Origin of the sequence: Pseudoalteromonas sp. 1_2015MBL_MicDiv (assembly GCF_002407505.1) — a bacterium.
GTDB classification, from domain to species: Bacteria; Pseudomonadota; Gammaproteobacteria; order Enterobacterales; family Alteromonadaceae; genus Pseudoalteromonas; species Pseudoalteromonas fuliginea.
Genome location: NZ_CP012737.1, coordinates 2933720 through 2950513, shown reverse-complemented (window position 1 = coordinate 2950513; position 16794 = coordinate 2933720). Strand labels below are relative to the sequence as shown.

23 protein-coding genes are annotated in these 16794 nt (G+C 39.8%); 19 read left to right on the top strand and 4 right to left on the bottom strand.

From position 1 onward, the window contains the following. Positions 1-94 precede the first annotated feature (94 nt). The 11 genes from AOR04_RS13170 to AOR04_RS13120 all read left to right on the top strand — a co-directional run bounded on the left by AOR04_RS13170 (position 95) and on the right by AOR04_RS13120 (position 8436). A complete protein-coding gene (locus AOR04_RS13170; RefSeq protein ID WP_096793597.1) occupies positions 95-1285 on the top strand; it encodes a hypothetical protein in 1191 nt (396 codons plus the stop codon). After that, the gene (locus AOR04_RS13165; RefSeq protein WP_096793596.1) at positions 1282-2088 is read left to right on the top strand and encodes a hypothetical protein; all 807 of its coding nucleotides are present in this window, start codon (positions 1282-1284) and stop codon (positions 2086-2088) included. Before AOR04_RS13170 ends, AOR04_RS13165 begins: the two co-directional genes overlap by 4 nt. After that, a complete protein-coding gene (locus tag AOR04_RS13160) occupies positions 2081-2887 on the top strand; it encodes a hypothetical protein (RefSeq protein WP_096793595.1) in 807 nt (268 codons plus the stop codon). Before AOR04_RS13165 ends, AOR04_RS13160 begins: the two co-directional genes overlap by 8 nt. Then, positions 2862-3686, top strand: coding sequence for a hypothetical protein (locus tag AOR04_RS13155; protein WP_232525474.1), 825 nt, complete (start codon positions 2862-2864; stop codon positions 3684-3686). The genes AOR04_RS13160 and AOR04_RS13155 overlap by 26 nt, the downstream gene beginning before the upstream one ends. Continuing rightward, on the top strand, positions 3661-4485 hold the full coding sequence (locus AOR04_RS13150; protein ID WP_157770548.1) for a hypothetical protein: 825 nt from the start codon (positions 3661-3663) through the stop codon (positions 4483-4485). The genes AOR04_RS13155 and AOR04_RS13150 overlap by 26 nt, the downstream gene beginning before the upstream one ends. 378 nt (positions 4486-4863) lie before the next feature. Further along, positions 4864-5178, top strand: a complete 315-nt coding sequence (gene ppnP / locus AOR04_RS13145) for a pyrimidine/purine nucleoside phosphorylase (protein ID WP_002958974.1) — start codon at positions 4864-4866, stop codon at positions 5176-5178. 188 nt (positions 5179-5366) lie between these two features. Next, positions 5367-5723 carry a ribosome hibernation-promoting factor, HPF/YfiA family gene (hpf, locus tag AOR04_RS13140; RefSeq protein ID WP_007376058.1) on the top strand — a complete coding sequence of 119 codons (357 nt, stop codon included), beginning with the start codon at positions 5367-5369 and terminating at the stop codon, positions 5721-5723. 202 nt (positions 5724-5925) lie between these two features. Further along, entirely contained in the window at positions 5926-7101 is a 1176-nt protein-coding gene (locus AOR04_RS13135; RefSeq protein WP_096794133.1) for an NRAMP family divalent metal transporter, read from the top strand. A 70-nt stretch (positions 7102-7171) separates the two neighbouring features. Then, the gene (locus AOR04_RS13130) at positions 7172-7627 is read left to right on the top strand and encodes a GNAT family N-acetyltransferase (protein ID WP_096793592.1); all 456 of its coding nucleotides are present in this window, start codon (positions 7172-7174) and stop codon (positions 7625-7627) included. Between the two features lie 18 nt (positions 7628-7645). Next, entirely contained in the window at positions 7646-8062 is a 417-nt protein-coding gene (locus AOR04_RS13125; RefSeq protein ID WP_096793591.1) for a GNAT family N-acetyltransferase, read from the top strand. Between the two features lie 59 nt (positions 8063-8121). Continuing rightward, complete coding sequence (locus AOR04_RS13120) at positions 8122-8436, top strand: helix-turn-helix domain-containing protein (protein WP_096793590.1); 315 nt, start codon at positions 8122-8124, stop codon at positions 8434-8436. A gap of 122 nt (positions 8437-8558) precedes the next feature. On the opposite strand, the gene AOR04_RS13115 is transcribed toward AOR04_RS13120, so the two are convergent. From AOR04_RS13115 to AOR04_RS13100, 4 genes are read right to left on the bottom strand one after another with little or no spacing between them, the layout of a single operon-like run. After that, complete coding sequence (locus AOR04_RS13115) at positions 8559-9263, bottom strand: hypothetical protein (protein WP_096793589.1); 705 nt, start codon at positions 9261-9263, stop codon at positions 8559-8561. A gap of 9 nt (positions 9264-9272) precedes the next feature. Then, a complete protein-coding gene (locus tag AOR04_RS13110) occupies positions 9273-10460 on the bottom strand; it encodes a vWA domain-containing protein (RefSeq protein WP_096793588.1) in 1188 nt (395 codons plus the stop codon). A gap of 1 nt (position 10461) precedes the next feature. Then, on the bottom strand, positions 10462-11310 hold the full coding sequence (locus AOR04_RS13105) for an AAA family ATPase (protein WP_010554437.1): 849 nt from the start codon (positions 11308-11310) through the stop codon (positions 10462-10464). A gap of 52 nt (positions 11311-11362) precedes the next feature. Continuing rightward, the gene (locus tag AOR04_RS13100) at positions 11363-11602 is read right to left on the bottom strand and encodes a DUF1653 domain-containing protein (RefSeq protein ID WP_039486721.1); all 240 of its coding nucleotides are present in this window, start codon (positions 11600-11602) and stop codon (positions 11363-11365) included. A 60-nt stretch (positions 11603-11662) separates the two neighbouring features. On the opposite strand from AOR04_RS13100, the gene AOR04_RS13095 reads away from it, so the two are divergent. The 8 genes from AOR04_RS13095 to AOR04_RS13060 all read left to right on the top strand — a co-directional run bounded on the left by AOR04_RS13095 (position 11663) and on the right by AOR04_RS13060 (position 16785). Continuing rightward, positions 11663-12142 carry a DUF2947 domain-containing protein gene (locus AOR04_RS13095; RefSeq protein WP_002958965.1) on the top strand — a complete coding sequence of 160 codons (480 nt, stop codon included), beginning with the start codon at positions 11663-11665 and terminating at the stop codon, positions 12140-12142. 75 nt (positions 12143-12217) lie between these two features. Then, the gene (locus tag AOR04_RS13090) at positions 12218-12850 is read left to right on the top strand and encodes a hypothetical protein (RefSeq protein WP_008135292.1); all 633 of its coding nucleotides are present in this window, start codon (positions 12218-12220) and stop codon (positions 12848-12850) included. A 40-nt stretch (positions 12851-12890) separates the two neighbouring features. Next, positions 12891-13178, top strand: coding sequence for a cell division protein FtsB (gene ftsB, locus AOR04_RS13085; RefSeq protein WP_007376067.1), 288 nt, complete (start codon positions 12891-12893; stop codon positions 13176-13178). Beyond that, on the top strand, positions 13168-13869 hold the full coding sequence (gene ispD / locus AOR04_RS13080; RefSeq protein ID WP_096793587.1) for a 2-C-methyl-D-erythritol 4-phosphate cytidylyltransferase: 702 nt from the start codon (positions 13168-13170) through the stop codon (positions 13867-13869). Before ftsB ends, ispD begins: the two co-directional genes overlap by 11 nt. After that, a complete protein-coding gene (gene ispF, locus AOR04_RS13075; protein WP_007376069.1) occupies positions 13866-14363 on the top strand; it encodes a 2-C-methyl-D-erythritol 2,4-cyclodiphosphate synthase in 498 nt (165 codons plus the stop codon). The genes ispD and ispF overlap by 4 nt, the downstream gene beginning before the upstream one ends. Continuing rightward, complete coding sequence (gene truD / locus AOR04_RS13070; protein WP_096793586.1) at positions 14360-15412, top strand: tRNA pseudouridine(13) synthase TruD; 1053 nt, start codon at positions 14360-14362, stop codon at positions 15410-15412. Before ispF ends, truD begins: the two co-directional genes overlap by 4 nt. Further along, positions 15393-16157, top strand: a complete 765-nt coding sequence (gene surE / locus AOR04_RS13065; RefSeq protein WP_007376071.1) for a 5'/3'-nucleotidase SurE — start codon at positions 15393-15395, stop codon at positions 16155-16157. Before truD ends, surE begins: the two co-directional genes overlap by 20 nt. Further along, a complete protein-coding gene (locus AOR04_RS13060) occupies positions 16147-16785 on the top strand; it encodes a protein-L-isoaspartate(D-aspartate) O-methyltransferase (protein ID WP_033028946.1) in 639 nt (212 codons plus the stop codon). Before surE ends, AOR04_RS13060 begins: the two co-directional genes overlap by 11 nt. Positions 16786-16794 lie beyond the last annotated feature (9 nt).

Sequence of the window (16794 nt, the reverse complement as noted above, 5' to 3'; positions counted from 1 at the left end):
CAATTCAACATTATAATACTGCGTTAAATTATTTTTGCTCTAAAAATTCGTTTACGGTATCATTTTAACCCAGACTCATTTACAAGGAAGAAATATGTCTTGGTCTAAACTCAATAAAACTATCAACGCTCATTCTGTTATCCCTCTTGACGCGCTTAGCTGTCGAGATTTTGGTGTTAAACTCCCTATTAACTTCCCATTTAGTAAAGCTAAATTTACCTGCCAAGCTCTCGCTATGCTATCGCAGCTCAATGATTATGATTTAAAAATGGTATGCGCCGATATTATTCAAATATGCGCTAATCCAAATGCTAACAACTCAATTAAGCATAGCCGTAACCCGCTGCGCCGTTTATGGCGAACAAAATATCCATTTCGTAATTATCACTTTTTAATAGAGTACTCGCTTAAAAATAATTTTATAAATTTAGAAGATATACTTTTCGATAGGCAATTGCAGGGAGCAAAAAGTAACTTTGCTGCAGAGCGCACCATGCTTTATGAGGTAAAAAGACGAAGTAACCATACTTATGATAGGGCTATGGGTGAAGAAGAGATAGAAGAAGTCAAAGGTGCATGGGGAAATGTTCCAACAGCGACTACGCAAGTTAATACGCAGCATGCGGCGGTCAATGGTATGCAAAATGAGCTTACCAAAGCCACATGGCTAATGGGCACCCACCTTGATAGAGCCTATGAGGGCGATGGCATAAAAGCTTATACGCTGTTTCATAACCCAACTGATCGACCAAAGCTAGATTTGGTCGAATGTGCGTTTGATAAACGCTTAGGTACTAAATCCCATAACGCTCAACATTTAGCAGCTGTGCTGGCACAAAATAACCAGCAAGGTAAGCAGGTTAAATGGTTAGCACACAGTCAAGGGGCAATCATTTTTTGCGCGGCCCTAGAACACTATCGTATATATTATGGTAAGTCACTTACAGGCCAGCAACTCGCGGTGCATGGCTCAGGCTCAAATATCGAGCGTTTAAAACGCATTGCCCATAGTACCGGATTAAAAGTTGTTGCGGTTCGTAACAATCCCTATGACTTAGTGCCTAACCTAGCTGGCCGTAATGACTTATCGTCAAGCAGTCTTGTACGTTCGATGAAATTTAAGGGCTTAGTTACAGGAGATGATGCTGCAGCAAGCCCACACACTTTGCCATTTTTAGGTCTAGTCACTTACGCTGACCAACTGCAAATGCTTGGCTATAATGACAAGGCCGATGTAGTAAGAAATTTTATTAAAACTCTACCTCATACGGATGCACGGTTATGATCAAATTAGCTAAAGCTTTTTATCGTGGCTTTGTCGGTGGGCCCAACTTTGAAAATTGCGTCCACCATCGCCTCATTTTAGAAGATAAGCTACTTACAATTGATGTACCCAACAGTAATGTTGCCGCAGTTCAAAAGCCTATGGATATTTCATTTCCATATAATTCAAAGGTTTGGTTTAACCAGCATAAAAAAAATTATCTATATCATGAATACGTTCATATGCTTACTAAAAATTGGATGTACTTACCGCCAGTAAGCTATTTGCCCAGTAATGAGTATGGCATGCTTAGTTGCCAACTAAGGATTAAACAAACCCAAAAAATAAATGTACAGGACTTTGAGCAACTCAAGCATTTTGTAATTGAATCATACGATAACTTCCATTGGGGACCTGATGGTGACAACACTAAAATTAAAAATGATACTACGTTAGAATCGAGTAAAAGAGCAAACCCATGGGTAGGTGAAGCTCTGAAAGAAGAAATATCAGGGCGGATTGAGGTTTACGGTCAACCGCCATTACCGGCGGCTAAAGAGATAATTATTAATAATCGCCAGTGGGTGTTTTACAAAGAGTGCAGAGGTAATGTTCTTTCTCGCCACGATTTTTATTGTTTACCATTAAGTGAACATGCTTTTTTAGAGATAAAATTTAACCATCGTGTTGATCGCTCTGATAAGCATAAAAAATGGGCTAAGCATGCACTTGAGTCACAACAGCGGATTATGGAATCAATAAAGCTTACTGAGTTACCCCCCGACCACGATAATTTAATTACTGATAATTCTAAAAGTGTTTAATTTAGCCAAGGCGTTTTATCGTGGTTTTATTGGTGGGCCCAATTTTGAAAATTGTGTTCACCATCGTCTTATTTTAGAAGACAGACTACTCACTCTCGATGTACCGGATAGCAATGTCGCAGCTGTATCATCTACCATTGATATATCGTTTCCCTATAATTCAACAAGCTGGTTTAACCAACATAAAAAAAACTATTTACATCATGAATACGTGCATATGCTCACTGAAAATTGGATGTATTTACCACCAGTTAGTTATTTGCCCAGTAGTGAGTATGGCATGCTCAGTTGTCAGTTACGGATTAAACAAACCAATAAAATCAATGTGCTTGATATCAGCCAATTAAAACATTTTGTAATTGATGAGTACGATGACTTTCATTGGGCCCCAGATGGAAAAAACACTAAAATCAAAAATGATACCACCTTAGAATCGAGTAAAAGAGCAAATCCTTGGCAGGGGGAAGCTTTAAAAGAAGAAATTATAGGTCGTATTGAATCTTATGGAAAGCCGCCATTACCTGCCGCTAAAGAGGTTATGATTAATAATCGCCAATGGGTATTTTACCAAGTAAAAAAAAGTAATAGGCGCTCTCGTCACGATTTTTATTGTTTGCCATTAAGTGAGCATGCTTTTTTAGAGATAAAGTTTAACCATCGTGTTGATCGCTCTGACAAGCATAAAAAATGGACTAAGCATGCACTTGAATCACAACAGCGGATTATGGAATCAATAAAGCTCAGTGATTTACCTCCAGATCACGATAATTTAATTGCTGATAATTCTAAAAGTGTTTAATTTAGCCAAGGCTTTTTACCGTGGTTTTATTGGCGGGCCCAGCTTCGACAACTGTATTCATCACCGGCTCATTTTAGAAGATAAGTTACTTACTCTTGATATACCGGATAGCAATGTCGCAGCTGTACCATCTACCATTGATGTGTCGTTTCCCTATAATTCGAAAACTTGGTTTAACCAACATAAAAAAAACTATTTACACCATGAATACGTACATATGCTTACTGAAAACTGGATGTATTTACCACCGATTAACACCTTCCTTAGCAGAGAGTTTGGTATGTTTAGTTGCCAACTAAGGATTAAACAAACCAATGAAGTCAATGTGCTTGATATCAACCAATTAAAACATTTTGTGATTGAATCATATGACAACTTTCATTGGGGACCTGATGGCAGAAATACCGAAGTTAAAAATGATACCACATTAGAATCCAGTAAAAGAGCAAACCCTTGGCAGGGCGAAGCACTAAAAAAGGAGATTTTAGAGCGTGTAGAAATTTATGGTTATCCACCATTGCCCGCTGCTCAAGAGACAATTATTAATAATCGTCAATGGGTATTTTATCAAATTAAAAAATCAAATCGACGCTCTTGCTATGATTTTTATTGCCTCCCTTTAAGTGATCATGCTTTTTTAGAAGTGAAATTTAACCATCATGTTGAGCTACCATATAAGCATAAAAAATGGGCTAAGCATGCGCTTGAATCACAACAGCGAATTATGGAATCAATAAAGCTCAGTGATTTACCTCCAGATCACGATAATTTAATTGCTGATAATTCTAAAAGTGTTTAATTTAGCTAAGGCTTTTTACCGTGGTTTTATTGGCGGGCCCAATTTTGAAAATTGCATCTACTATCGCTTTATTTTAGAAGGTAAGCTATTAACCCTTGATATGCCTAGTAGTAATGTTGCTGCTGTACCTTCTACAATTGATGTCTCATTTCCCTATAATTCAACAAGTTGGTTTAATCAGCACAAGGAAGATTATTTCCACCACGTATATGTACATATGCTTACTAAAAACTGGATGTACTTGCCACCAGTAAGCTATTTACCAAGTAGTGAGTATGGCATGCTTAGTTGCCAACTAAGGATTAAACAAACTAATGAAATCAATGTACTGGATACCGTGCAATTAAAGCGTTTTGTGATTGAATCATACGATAACTTCCATTGGGGACCTGATGGCAGAAATACCGAAGTTAAAAATGATACCACATTAGAATCTAGTAAAATGGCCGTCCCCTTTGAGCCTGATGAGTTAGAAGAAGAAATTTTAGGTCGTATTGAATCTTATGGAAAGCCGCCATTGCCTGCCGCTAAAGAGGCTGTGATTAATAACTGCCAATGGGTGTTTTATCAAGTAAAAAGAAATAATAGCCTCTCTCGTCAAGATTTTTATTGTTTGCCATTAAGTGAACATGCTTTTTTAGAGGTTGAATTTAATCATCGTATTGATCGCTCTGATAAGCATAAAAAATGGGCTAAGCATGCACTTGAATCACAACAGCGGATTATGGAATCAATAAAGCTTACTGAGTTACCCCCCGACCACGATAATTTAATTACTGATAACTCGCAGGGCGTTTAACTTTGTCAGAGCCTTATCTCTTTTTTTGAAAGCGCAGTGTCTCTTATTCCTCCTTGTAATAAATTATAAGTTCTGTTGCGCGATCTCGCTGGTTTAAAATTTTGTAAAAGAGTTACTTTTAAAACAAGAAAAGCTAGCTTTACAAAAAGTTGCACCAAAAGTTAAGGAGCGTTATTTGTAGACGTAGAGCTTGCTCACGTGAGAAGCGTAGCTTCTAATTATTTAACGTATCCTCTAAAGCTAATATTCAATAAAAATAAGTTGTTGTTTGCCGTTATGATATTTTGACTTAATGTTTTTCGCTCCACTTCCTTGCAAGCTCATTATGTATCAGGCAATGTGACCGCAATTAAATATAAAAATTAGCAGGAGCTAAAAATGCCAAAGTTCGATAACGTAAGTGTAGTAAAAAAAGCCAATGTATATTTTGACGGAAAAGTGTCAAGTCGTACCGTTATTTTAGGTGATGGCGAAGCGAAAACTTTAGGCTTTATGCAACCTGGTGAGTTTGTTTTTGATACAAACCAAAAAGAATGCATGGAGCTTTTAGCTGGCCAATGGGATATTTTATTACCAGGTGCAAGTGAGTGGAAAACATTTAACGCGGGTGAGTCGTTTAATGTTGATGCAAATGTAAGCTTTAAAGTAAAAGTATCTGATTTTGCTGACTACTGTTGTTCGTACACAGATTAACCAATCTTAGTTTAAGTTAAGTAGACGTCTGAAAGCCCATGTACAATGGGCTTTGCATAAACTTTGCACAACGCATGATTTAAATCACCAAAAGCCGCAAATAAACCTCAAATATCTCTCTTTTTTCCTTGTGTTAATCTAAATAGCCCCCAATACTATTTATGAGGTAACAAATAAAAGGATACCCTATGAAAATTAATCTTTCTGGTCACCATGTTGAAGTTACTGACTCTATTAGAGAGCACATCAACGAAAAATTTTCTAAAATCGAGAGCCACTTTCCATCGCTTATTGCACTCGATATTATTTTGTCTAAAGAGCATCATAAAATCCAAGCTGAAATTAGCACTAATTACGAAGGCACGCGCATATCGGTAAAAGGGGAAAACGAAGTTATGTACCCTGCCATTGCAAGTGCAGCTAAAAAACTCGATGCGGCACTAAAACATCGAAAAGGGCAGATAAAAGCAAACCTACACGAAAAGCCTGTTAGCACGACACCTGAAATCGCACACGAGATCATCCAAGAGATGGATCTTAAATAAAATTTAGTTCCAAAGTATTATAAAAAAGAGCCGTATGGCTCTTTTTTATTGCCTGTAATTTAGGTAAGTTATGCGTTCTTGCAGTTTATTAATCAAAAGAATTAATAAAAGCAGCGTACAACACACATATTTTGAGAAATTAATGCACACAACAAAAGCAGTATGGAAGTCTCGACTAGGTGCGCTTGGACCTGGAGTACTCATGGCAACAGCCGCTATTGGCGGTTCTCACTTAGTTGCCTCTACACAAGCTGGGGCAATATTTGGCTGGCAATTATTTTGGCTTATCCTCGTTGTGAATGTTTTAAAGTACCCGTTTTTTCGCTTTGGGATGGAATACACACTCGCTACTAAAAATAGCCTAGTGGAGGGCTATAAAAGCAAAGGCCCGTTTTACTTTTATAGCTTTATCGGTTTAAACATTGTAGCTGCTGTAGTTAATACAGCCGGTGTATTGCTGCTTACAGCAAGTTTGCTACATTACGCTCTACCTGTGGTTATTGAAGTAACCTTGCTTTGTTGGATGCTGCTAGGCGTATGTTTAGTTATATTGCTACTTGGGCACTTTAAAGCGCTAGATAACGTTGCCAAAGGCATTATGGGGCTGCTGACGCTCGCTACTTTGATTGCCCTTGCCATTGCATTTAGTAACGGCCCAATGGCACCTGCTGATTACATAGGGCCTTCACCGTATGAACTTGCCATGCTTAGCTTTATGGTGGCTTTAATGGGCTGGATGCCAGCCCCTATCGAAATATCTGCATTAAGTTCTTTATGGCTAAAAGAAAAACAAGCACAGCAAACAGTTTCTAAAAGCCAAGGCTTGTTCGATTTTAACGTAGGTTACTGGCTTACAGCTGGCTTAGCCTTGGTATTTTTTAGCTTAGGTGTATTAGTGCAGTACGGGCAAACCAGTAGTATAGAACTCGGCGGTGTCGCGTTTGCCAAGCAGCTTATTGATATGTACGCATTAACAATAGGCGAGTGGGCAAGGCCGCTTGTATCAGCAATCGCCTTTTTATGTATGTTTGGCACTACACTCACCGTGCTAGATGGCTACGCCCGTACGCTTAACGAATCTCATAAACTACTTGGATTTAAGCAATCAAAACACAGTCTAAATATTTGGTTAATACTGCAAGCACTTGCCGGTATGGCCGTTATTTTATTTTTTAAATCAGCCCTTGGCCCCATGCTTACGTTTGCTATGACACTTTCATTTGTTACAACGCCTGTTTTTGCATGGCTTAACTTTAGCTTAGTTCGCTCAGAGCCTGCTATAAAGCATAGCGTGCTATTACGCAGCTTAACGTGGTTAGGGCTAGTGTATTTAGTAGGTTTTGCGGTTGCGTTTGTAGTATGGAAACTAGCGGCCTAAATATAGCTATTTACTTTAGGGTTTTAAATAAAGCCTAAAGCATTAAATTCTAGAATTAAACGAGGTATAAATGGATATTCGAGTAGGTGAGCTTTCAAACCCACACGTTATAAAATTACTACAAGCGCATCATAACGATATGTTAAAACACTCACCCGTTGAGAGCGTACATGCACTTGATGTGAGTAAACTCACTCAGCCCGATATAACTTTTTATAGCTTATGGATTGATAATAATTTAGCGGGTGTTGGCGCTTTAAAAGCACTAAATACAACGTATGGCGAAATTAAATCAATGCGCACATCAAGCAACTATTTACGACAAGGCATCGCTGCTAAATTGCTCATGCATATTATTGAGCAAGCGACCTTGCGAGGTTATAAAAAGTTAAGTTTAGAAACAGGCACTGCAAAGGCATTTTTGCCCGCACAAAAGCTTTACACTCAATTTGGTTTTAAAGAATGCGAACCATTTGGTGATTATGAGTTAGATCCGTACAGCTTGTTTATGAGTAAAGTGCTTTAAAAGTGAGTAGGGGATATTATGGTTTATAAAGTTGAATTTAAAGCCCCAGCACTGGATGAATTTGCTAATTTACGTACACAAGTAAAGTGGCAAAATCCTGACGATAAAACATTAAAAGCAAGCATCGAAAACTCACAGTTTTGGGTTGCCGTGTACGACACTGATAAGTTGATAGGCACTGGTAGAGTGATTGGTGATGGCGCAATGTATTTTTATATTCAAGATGTAATTGTTGCGCCAAGTTATCAAAGCAAGGGCATTGGTCATTTAGTTATGACCCACATTGAAAACTATCTAAGCAGCACCAGCTCTAATGGCGCTACAATAGCTTTATTAAGTGCTCACGGTAAAGAAAGTTTTTATACACAGTATGGTTATGTAAAACGTGATGGCGATGTTTTAGGGCTCGGAATGTGTAAGTTTATTAGCAAGTAGTAATAAATATTGCTGCATAATATAAAGATTATTTAGATAGCTTTCAAAGGTATGGCGCAATGAGCAAACGTGATTTATTTTCAGAATTAACGACAGCACTTGTGGACGCTAAAGCGCATTCACAAGGAAAGCTTACGTTACGTTCTCATAAGGTAAATGATATCAACGACCTTGCTATCTCATCGGATGAAATAGTAAATATTCGAGAAACATTTAATATGTCGCGTGGTGTATTTGCAAACATTCTATATACATCAGCAAGAACGCTCGAAAACTGGGAACAAGGTCGCAGCGCACCGAATGGGCAAGCGATAACTTTGCTAAAGCTTTTACAGCTTCATCCTGAAACATTGAATCATATAGCTGAGTTATAGAATTTTATAAACCTTATCAAAGTGAATGAGGCATTTAGACAACCTTGGCTTATTTGTTTTAAAATCAAAAGAGAGACGCAACTTAATAACTTGTTCTGGTGTGTATCTGAAGAATCGTAAGACTATTCTTCAGATGAAAGAGCCTCTTCCCACGCAGGAAGAGCTAACCTTTTTTCATCGGGGAAAAGTAACTCTTGTAGTTGCTCATAGTAATTATTAATTTCATAATAAAAACTTGAGAAATCTAAGTAGGCATGACTTGCTTTAAGGTATATCATCTTTGAGACAATTAAATTTGATTGGTACTTATCTGAAGGCAGCTTAGCTAAACTAACGAAAATTCCTTTTTTAGAGCTTTCAATGTTTATTACTACTTGCTCCATATCACTATGTATTTTATCTAAAAAGCTTTGTTGTACCTCAATTTTTCTCTTTAATGCATCGCTATTTGACCCACCACTTAGCTTGAGATTAGAGATTAGTTCTTTTAAGTTTTTGTGCTGCTTTTCAAATTCATTACTCTGACTAACATACTCACTTATATTAACGAAGTAATTAACTATATTACCTAGAAGTTCTAATTTCATTTCAATAGACTTTTGTGTAAGCCAAGAATTTCTGGCATTCCAGGCTAGATAAGCTAGAGCAACTGTACCAATCATGATCAAGAAAGTGCTGGTGGAAGTTATCCAGTTAGCAAGGCTGTCCTGTTTAAATTTACTTAGTAGTATATCCATAATTGAATTCGTAGAAATACCTACGATGAATCCAATTAATATGAGAAGAGTACAAACAAGCCATTCATTTAAATAAGTACTTTTTTTCATGTTATTCCTTTAACTCAGCTCTTTTATCGCTTTACTTATCCCATCTAAACTCAACGCGTACATGCGGTTGTTCATTAGCTCTTTTATAAAGCCAATCGATTGATAGTACGGCCAGTGTTCAACGGGTTGTGGGTTGAGCCAAGCGACTTTATCAAAGTGGTTTGTTATACGTTGCAACCATGCACTGCCGGGCTCTTCGTTGTAGTGCTCTACCGAGCCGCCAGGGTAAGCTATTTCGTAAGGTCCCATAGTGGCATCGCCGACAAATATGACTTTGTAGTCGCTGGTAAATTTATTAATCAGTGTCATGGTGTCTATTACGTTTGAATGGCGGCGCGCGTTGTCTTGCCAAACGTGTTCGTATAAACAGTTATGAAAGTAGTAAAACTCTAGGTGTTTAAACTCGCTGTGGGCGGCGCTAAATAGCTCTTCGCAGGTATGAATGTAGTCATCCATTGAGCCGCCAATATCAAATAGCATGAGTACTTTTACCGCATTGTGGCGCTCGGGTGCCATTTTTACATCAAGCATGCCACCTTGTTTTGCAGTAGCGCGAATAGTCTCGTTTAAATCAAGGGTATCGCTTGCGCCAGTGCGGGCAAATTTACGTAGCTTTTTAAGGGCGAGCTTTATTGTACGTGAGCCAATTTCTCTGTCGGAGTCTAAATTGCGGTATTCGCGTTTATCCCACACTTTTACCGCTTGGCGGTTACGATTGCCGTCTTGCCCTATACGTACACCTTCTGGGTTATAGCCGTATGCACCAAAAGGTGATGTGCCGCCAGTACCTACCCATTTATTACCGCCAGCGTGGCGTTTTTGTTGCTCTTCTAAACGCTCTTTTAGGGTTTTCATAAGCTCATCGAGCCCGCCCATAGCTTTAAGTTGGGCTTTTTCTTCATCGCTTAGGTTTTTTTCAAACTCTTTACGTAGCCAGTCTTCAGGTAAGTTGTGCTGTTGCTTTAAACTCTCGAGCAAATCAAGATCGGCAATACCGCTAAAGTAGTCGCTAAAGGCTTTATCGAATCGATCAAAATGCGTTTCATCTTTTACCATGATGGTGCGTGCTAGATGGTAAAAGGCGTCTACGTCGGCAAATATAACGCCTTTTTTTAAGGCGTTAATTAAATCGAGCAGTTCGCGCAGGCTTACAGGTAAGCGGTATTTACGCAGCGTGAAAAAAAACTGTACTAACATGTTAGCGACGACTCATAAACGCGAGTTTTTCGATTAGGCTTATGTCTTGCTCATTTTTGAGTAATGCGCCAAACATTGGCATTAAACCGCCTTTTTTAGCTTTATCGTGCAGTGTTTTGGCGTCTATGTCTTCAGCCATTAAAAGCTTTAACCAGTCGAGTAATTCGCTGGTGGATGGCTTCTTTTTAAGGCCGTTTGCTTCGCGCAGGTTAAAAAACACCTCAAGTGCTTGGCGTACTAAATCTTGTTTAACGTTAGGGTAGTGCACGTCAATAATTTGCTGCATTTCGTCGCTGCTAGGAAAATCAATATAATGAAAAAAGCAGCGGCGTAAAAATGCGTCCGGTAATTCTTTTTCATTATTGGAAGTGATGATCACAATAGGGCGCTCTTTTGCGACAATGCGCTCGTTAGTTTCGTAAACATGAAACTCCATTTTATCGAGCTCAAGTAGTAAGTCGTTTGGGAACTCTATGTCGGCTTTGTCTATTTCATCAATTAAAAGCACTGGGCGTTTACCGTTAAGCTCTGCATACGTAAATGCCTGCCAAAGCTTACCTTTAACGATGTAGTTGCCAATATTGTGTACACGCTCGTCACCTAATTGACTGTCGCGCAGGCGCGAAACCGCATCGTACTCGTATAAGCCTTGCTGCGCTTTAGTAGTCGATTTTATATGCCACTGAATAAGCGTAGTATCTAAGCTTTTAGCCAACTCCTCAGCCAGCATGGTTTTACCTGTGCCAGGTTCGCCTTTAATTAAAAGTGGTTTTTCGAGCATAATGGCAGCATTTACAGCTTGTTTAAGCGCGCTACTTGCTATGTAATTGTCAGTTGAATTAAATTGCACGGTGTACCCTTGTCTGGTCTGAGCAGTAAGTTATTTTGTTATAATGCCATAGTTAAGCAGCAGGTCCAATATAAGCAAAACGCTGTATGACCTCACCTTCTTTTTCAACAGTTTCTAAAAACATACTAAGTGGGCGCGCCCATATACCAAATTCACCATAAAGTGCTTGGTAAATCACAAGCTGTTCCTCGGTTTCGCTATGGGTGGCAACATGAATAACTTTATATTGCGGGCCTTTGTAGTGTTGGTATATGCCTGGTTTTAGGGAAAGTGGTTTTATTGCTGTAGTCATGTTTTGATCTCTTGTATAATTTGGCTTTGCACTTTTAATGTTAACTAATTTGCCAATACTATGAACTATATTTCTTTAGATGATTACAAAAAGGCGTGGGTTTTTCGCCACAAAGATTTACCTGTATCTGATGAAGACGCAGCAAAAATAAAGCCTATGAGCGACGAGCGCGCAGCCGTACTTTGGACAACCATGGTGAGCCGTGAGTTTGATCACCCTGATTTTTTTGAAGACACCGATTGGTGTGGTCAAGAAAAAAGCTTTAGCCAAGAAGTAGATTGGCAAGATGCGTGGGAAAATGGTGATGCGCTACCACCAGAAGCAATCTTAACGTTTTTAGATTGGGAAGCTAACACCACGGTTTATTTTTGTATGGCACGCGATAATATTATCGAAACGACGTTTGATGTATTTAAACGCAATTGGCAAAACTTTATGTTTTTAGCTGATGGCAGTTTATTAATTGGTAAAAAGCGTAATACGGTTGTGCAATTTTTAGAATCAGGTAAAGCTAAATTAGGTGAAAAGCCAAGCGCTTAAATTAGTATGTAATGCTTAAAAAGCATTCAGTACTGTGTTATAAAACATTTACCTGGATATTTTTGAGTACAGCTTTTGGTCGCTAAAAATCAGTCACTTGGTGCTCTGCAACAAGTTGAAATTTGGCAAACTGATGCGCAAAAAGTGTTATATGCACAATTGTGCAATGCATTTTATCAGCGTGAGGTTTTGCGTTTAGTCGCAGAGCCTAATGCTGATAAGCTACGTCGGCAGTTAAAAAGCCTACCCTATTATATTGAGCGAGCGGCAACGTTAGTTGCCAATGGTGACACACCTTTTACGTTGGACTCGCAAAATGGGTCTTGGCTTGAAAAACAAAAACCGACACCACCCGATGTGAATGTTCAAGCTAATGAACTTTTTTATCAAACACATGCCAAAGTGGGGTTAATAGTGCCTGTTATATTGCATGGCTACGATCAGGTGCGCCTGAGAATAGACAGTATCGATCAGTTAGATGAAAATAAGCTGCATTGTAACGAGCTAGGTTGGTTTGATTTTTTAGGAAATGGGCTTGAGCAGCAAAACGCTCAGTTAATAAAGCCAAGTAAGGTAAGTTTTACCGCAGCTTGTTGTGGGCATCAATGGCAGTTTTCAAAGCGCTGCTCACCACGGCTCTTATCACTACGCGAAATGCTTTTAGCGGGTAGTATTAATTGGCGCAATTTAAAGCGCCCTTTAGCTTAATAAAGTTAAGGTATTCGGGATTTAAAATAAGGAGTGTTAAATGCGATTTTTTCAAGCTTGCTTATTGTGCTTAGCACTGTTTGTGCAATATAGATTATGGTTTGGTCATAATGGCGTACAAGACTACACGCGATTAAAAGGTGCTGTCGCATCACACCAACACACTAACGAAAAGCTTATTAAACGAAATAAAGTGCTTACAGCTGATATAGAAGATTTAAAGCTTGGCCAAGAAGGTATTGAAGAGCGTGCACGCAACGAATTGGGAATGATTAAACCGGACGAAACATTTATTCGTGTTTTACCGGGCAAACAATATGACAAATAAACAGACTATTGCAGCAATTGTACCTGCTGCAGGTGTTGGCAGTAGAATGCAGCACAATGCGCCTAAGCAATACATACAATTAGCGGGTAAAACCATTTTAGAACACACCTTAGCTAAACTTTCTCAATTACCTAAATTAAGCACTATTGTTGTTGCTCTTAGCGACAGCGACCCCTATTTTGACGAACTTTCATTCGCTGATAAGCGCATTGTTCGCGCCAGTGGCGGAAATGAACGTGCCGATTCAGTGCTCAATAGCTTACTTTTTTTAGCGCCCAATCCTCCAGCATGGGTGCTGGTACATGATGCTGCACGCCCGTTAGTTAATATTAGTGATATAGAACGCTTAATTGATGAATGCATGTGTGCTGACGAAGGTGGTATTTTAGCTAGCAAAGTAAAAGACACCATAAAACGTGGCCACACACATGCCCTACAAACTGTGCCACGAGACGATTTATGGCAAGCACTTACCCCACAATTTTTTAAATATGACGAGCTTAAAAATGCACTTCAAAACGCATTAGCAAGTGGGGCAACTATTACCGATGAAGCCAGTGCTATTGAATGGGCGGGCAAACCGGTAAAGCTTGTGGCAGGGCGCAGCGACAATATTAAAATAACCACACCAGAGGATTTAGATTTGGCTGGGTTTTTATTACATAAACAACAAAACGAGAGTGCATCATGATACGAATTGGCCATGGTTTTGACGTACATAAATTTGGCGGCGAAGGCCCGTTAACTATTTGTGGTGAAAAAATTGATTACCCACAGGGCTTTTTAGCGCACTCCGATGGCGATGTTGCTATTCATGCATTATGTGATGCTATTTTAGGCTCCCTTGCTATGGGTGATATTGGTAAGCACTTTCCCGATACAGCTAGTGAGTATGAAAATATTGACAGCCGTATTTTACTTCGCCATGTGGTGGGCTTAGCTAAAGAGCAAGGTTATGTACTTGGCAATGGCGATGTGACTATTGTTGCGCAAGCGCCAAAAATGCTGCCACATATTCAAGCTATGCGTGCTAATTTAGCCAGTGATTTAAATTGTGACCTTTGCCAAATTAACGTTAAAGCCACTACCACCGAAAAGCTAGGCTTTGAAGGGCGCAAAGAAGGTATTTCGAGCCATGCGGTGGTTATTATGAGTAAAGAGCTTGCGAGTACAAAAAACGCATGAGCGATTTAAATTATTTATACGGTGCACCGCTTTCTAAAGCTGATTTTAAAACTACTGCTGAAGACTTTATGGTTGATGAAGACTTAGGTATAGAATTTACCGGCAGTGGCGAACACGTGTGTTTGCAGGTGGTTAAAAAAGGCGAAAACACGCAATACGTTGCAAAGCTAATTGCGCAGCGTGCGGGTGTTTCACCGCGAGACGTAAGTTACGCAGGCATGAAAGATCGCCACGGTGTGTGCTCGCAGTGGTTTAGTGTAAAAGTACCGATTAAAAAGCCTATCGATTTTAGCGACTTGAATAGCGAGAGTATTTTTATTGTTTCGCAACAGCGCCACGACCGTAAGTTACGTACGGGCTGCCACAAAGGTAATAAATTTACTATTACGCTTCGTAATGTAACCAAGCCTCTTGATATTCTATGCCGTATTAACGCAGTACGCGCAGGCGTGCCTAATTACTTTGGCGAGCAGCGCTTTGGTCATGGTGGTCATAACTTAGTTATGGCTGAAAAAATGTTTGCCGGTGAGCGTATTCGCGATAAAAAGCTGCGCGGTATTATTATTTCAGCGGCGCGTTCGCATGTATTTAATCAAATAGTAAATTTACGTGTAGCCGAACATGGTTTAGCTAAAACAATGCACCGTGAAGTATTTATGCTCAGCGGCAGTAATGCATTTTTTGAAGATGCAATTAACGACGAAAACATAGAACGATTAGCCACTGGCGATATTATGATGTCGGCACCTATGGTGGGGAAAAGCGAAAAAGGTTTAACTGAACAAGAAAAAATATGGCTTGAACCTTTCCAAACATGGTGCGATGGCTTAGGTGAGCTAGGCCTTAAAAATGAGCGCAGAATGCTGCGTTTAATTCCGCAAAACTTAACGGTTGAGACCATAGATGAAACGAGTTTAAAGCTGAGTTTTGGTTTGCCTAAAGGGTGTTTTGCAACCGCATTATTACGCGAGCTGGTGGATTATACAGATGCAAGCCCACGAGAGCGCAAAGAAAAGGATAATGGCATAAATGAAGATACTGTTAAGTAACGATGATGGCGTAAATGCCAAAGGCATTGCGGTTTTATATCAGGCGCTTATACAAATTGCAGAGGTAACTCTTGTTGCGCCCGATCGTAACTGCAGTGGCGCGAGTAATTCTTTAACATTAATGAACCCGCTACGAGCGACGACACTCGAAAATGGTTTTATGTCGGTTAATGGCACGCCTACAGATTGTGTACATTTAGGTGTAAATCAGCTGGTTGATGAAAAACCAGATCTAGTTGTTGCTGGTATTAATCATGGTGCCAACTTAGGTGACGACACGCTGTATTCTGGCACAGTGGCTGCCGCGACTGAAGGACGTCATTTGGGCTTACCTGCAATTGCGGTATCGCTTTGCTCACATAAAGGCGAGCATTTTGAAACAGCCGCTGCTGTTACCGTCAATATTATTAAGGGCTTGGCTTCGCATCCGCTTCCAAAAGATCAAATAATAAATATTAATGTGCCAGATATTCCACTAAGTGAATTAAAAGGGGTGCAAGTAACACGTTTAGGCGCTCGTCATAAAGCCGAAACCATGACCAAACAAACGGATCCCTGGGGTCGTGATATTTATTGGTATGGATCGCTTGGCACCGAAAGTGATGCAGGTGAAGGCACCGACTTTTACGCAATCAATAATGGCTATGCCTCAGTTACGCCATTAAGTGTTGATATGACCGCTAAAGATAGCTTAGAAGCGGTAGGAGACTGGCTTGCCGATTTGGAGATAAACCGTGCTCGCTAATTATACGCGCAGCGCCAAAGCGTTATCTGATTTACTACAGCGCGAAGGCGTAGAAGATACCCAAGTGCTTAGTGCTATTGCGAATATTCCGCGCCATGTTTTTATTGATGACGTGTTGCAACATAAAGCGTATGAGAATACAGCGTTACCCATCGGGCAGGGGCAAACTATATCGCAGCCTTATATTGTTGCCCGTATGACTGAGCTACTTCGCCTTGCGGGTGTTCGCAATAAAGTACTGGAAATTGGTACTGGGTCTGGTTACCAAACTGCAATTTTAGCTAAAACGTTCACTAAAATTTATTCAGTTGAGCGTATCAAAGCCTTGCAATGGCAAGCTAAACGCCGGTTACATCAACTCGATTTATATAATGTGTCGATGAAGCATGGTGATGGCTGGCAAGGTTGGCAGTCACAAGCGCCGTTTGACGGTATTATAGTGACGGCTGCGGCCTCTAAAGTGCCAAAAGATTTACTTGCTCAATTGGCTGATGGTGGCGTGTTATTAGCCCCTATTGGTGAAAGTGATCAAAAATTAATAATGGTTATTCGCAACGGCGACGATTACACAGAACATGTTATTGCACCAGTTAGGTTTGTACCACTGGTACCTGGCGATATTGAATAGGAATTCATT

What these genes read in the sequence shown, in the direction of transcription:
- AOR04_RS13170 (WP_096793597.1), top strand. Translation starts at nt 95, where the DNA reads ATGTCTTGGTCTAAACTCAATAAAACTATCAACGCTCATTCTGTTATC.
- AOR04_RS13165 (WP_096793596.1), top strand. Translation starts at nt 1,282, where the DNA reads ATGATCAAATTAGCTAAAGCTTTTTATCGTGGCTTTGTCGGTGGGCCC.
- ppnP (WP_002958974.1), top strand. Translation starts at nt 4,864, where the DNA reads ATGCCAAAGTTCGATAACGTAAGTGTAGTAAAAAAAGCCAATGTATAT.
- hpf (WP_007376058.1), top strand. Translation starts at nt 5,367, where the DNA reads ATGAAAATTAATCTTTCTGGTCACCATGTTGAAGTTACTGACTCTATT.
- AOR04_RS13135 (WP_096794133.1), top strand. Translation starts at nt 5,926, where the DNA reads ATGGCAACAGCCGCTATTGGCGGTTCTCACTTAGTTGCCTCTACACAA.
- AOR04_RS13130 (WP_096793592.1), top strand. Translation starts at nt 7,172, where the DNA reads ATGGATATTCGAGTAGGTGAGCTTTCAAACCCACACGTTATAAAATTA.
- AOR04_RS13125 (WP_096793591.1), top strand. Translation starts at nt 7,646, where the DNA reads ATGGTTTATAAAGTTGAATTTAAAGCCCCAGCACTGGATGAATTTGCT.
- AOR04_RS13120 (WP_096793590.1), top strand. Translation starts at nt 8,122, where the DNA reads ATGAGCAAACGTGATTTATTTTCAGAATTAACGACAGCACTTGTGGAC.
- AOR04_RS13115 (WP_096793589.1), bottom strand. Translation starts at nt 9,263, where the DNA reads ATGAAAAAAAGTACTTATTTAAATGAATGGCTTGTTTGTACTCTTCTC.
- AOR04_RS13110 (WP_096793588.1), bottom strand. Translation starts at nt 10,460, where the DNA reads ATGTTAGTACAGTTTTTTTTCACGCTGCGTAAATACCGCTTACCTGTA.
- AOR04_RS13100 (WP_039486721.1), bottom strand. Translation starts at nt 11,602, where the DNA reads ATGACTACAGCAATAAAACCACTTTCCCTAAAACCAGGCATATACCAA.
- AOR04_RS13095 (WP_002958965.1), top strand. Translation starts at nt 11,663, where the DNA reads ATGAACTATATTTCTTTAGATGATTACAAAAAGGCGTGGGTTTTTCGC.
- ftsB (WP_007376067.1), top strand. Translation starts at nt 12,891, where the DNA reads ATGCGATTTTTTCAAGCTTGCTTATTGTGCTTAGCACTGTTTGTGCAA.
- ispD (WP_096793587.1), top strand. Translation starts at nt 13,168, where the DNA reads ATGACAAATAAACAGACTATTGCAGCAATTGTACCTGCTGCAGGTGTT.
- ispF (WP_007376069.1), top strand. Translation starts at nt 13,866, where the DNA reads ATGATACGAATTGGCCATGGTTTTGACGTACATAAATTTGGCGGCGAA.
- truD (WP_096793586.1), top strand. Translation starts at nt 14,360, where the DNA reads ATGAGCGATTTAAATTATTTATACGGTGCACCGCTTTCTAAAGCTGAT.
- surE (WP_007376071.1), top strand. Translation starts at nt 15,393, where the DNA reads ATGAAGATACTGTTAAGTAACGATGATGGCGTAAATGCCAAAGGCATT.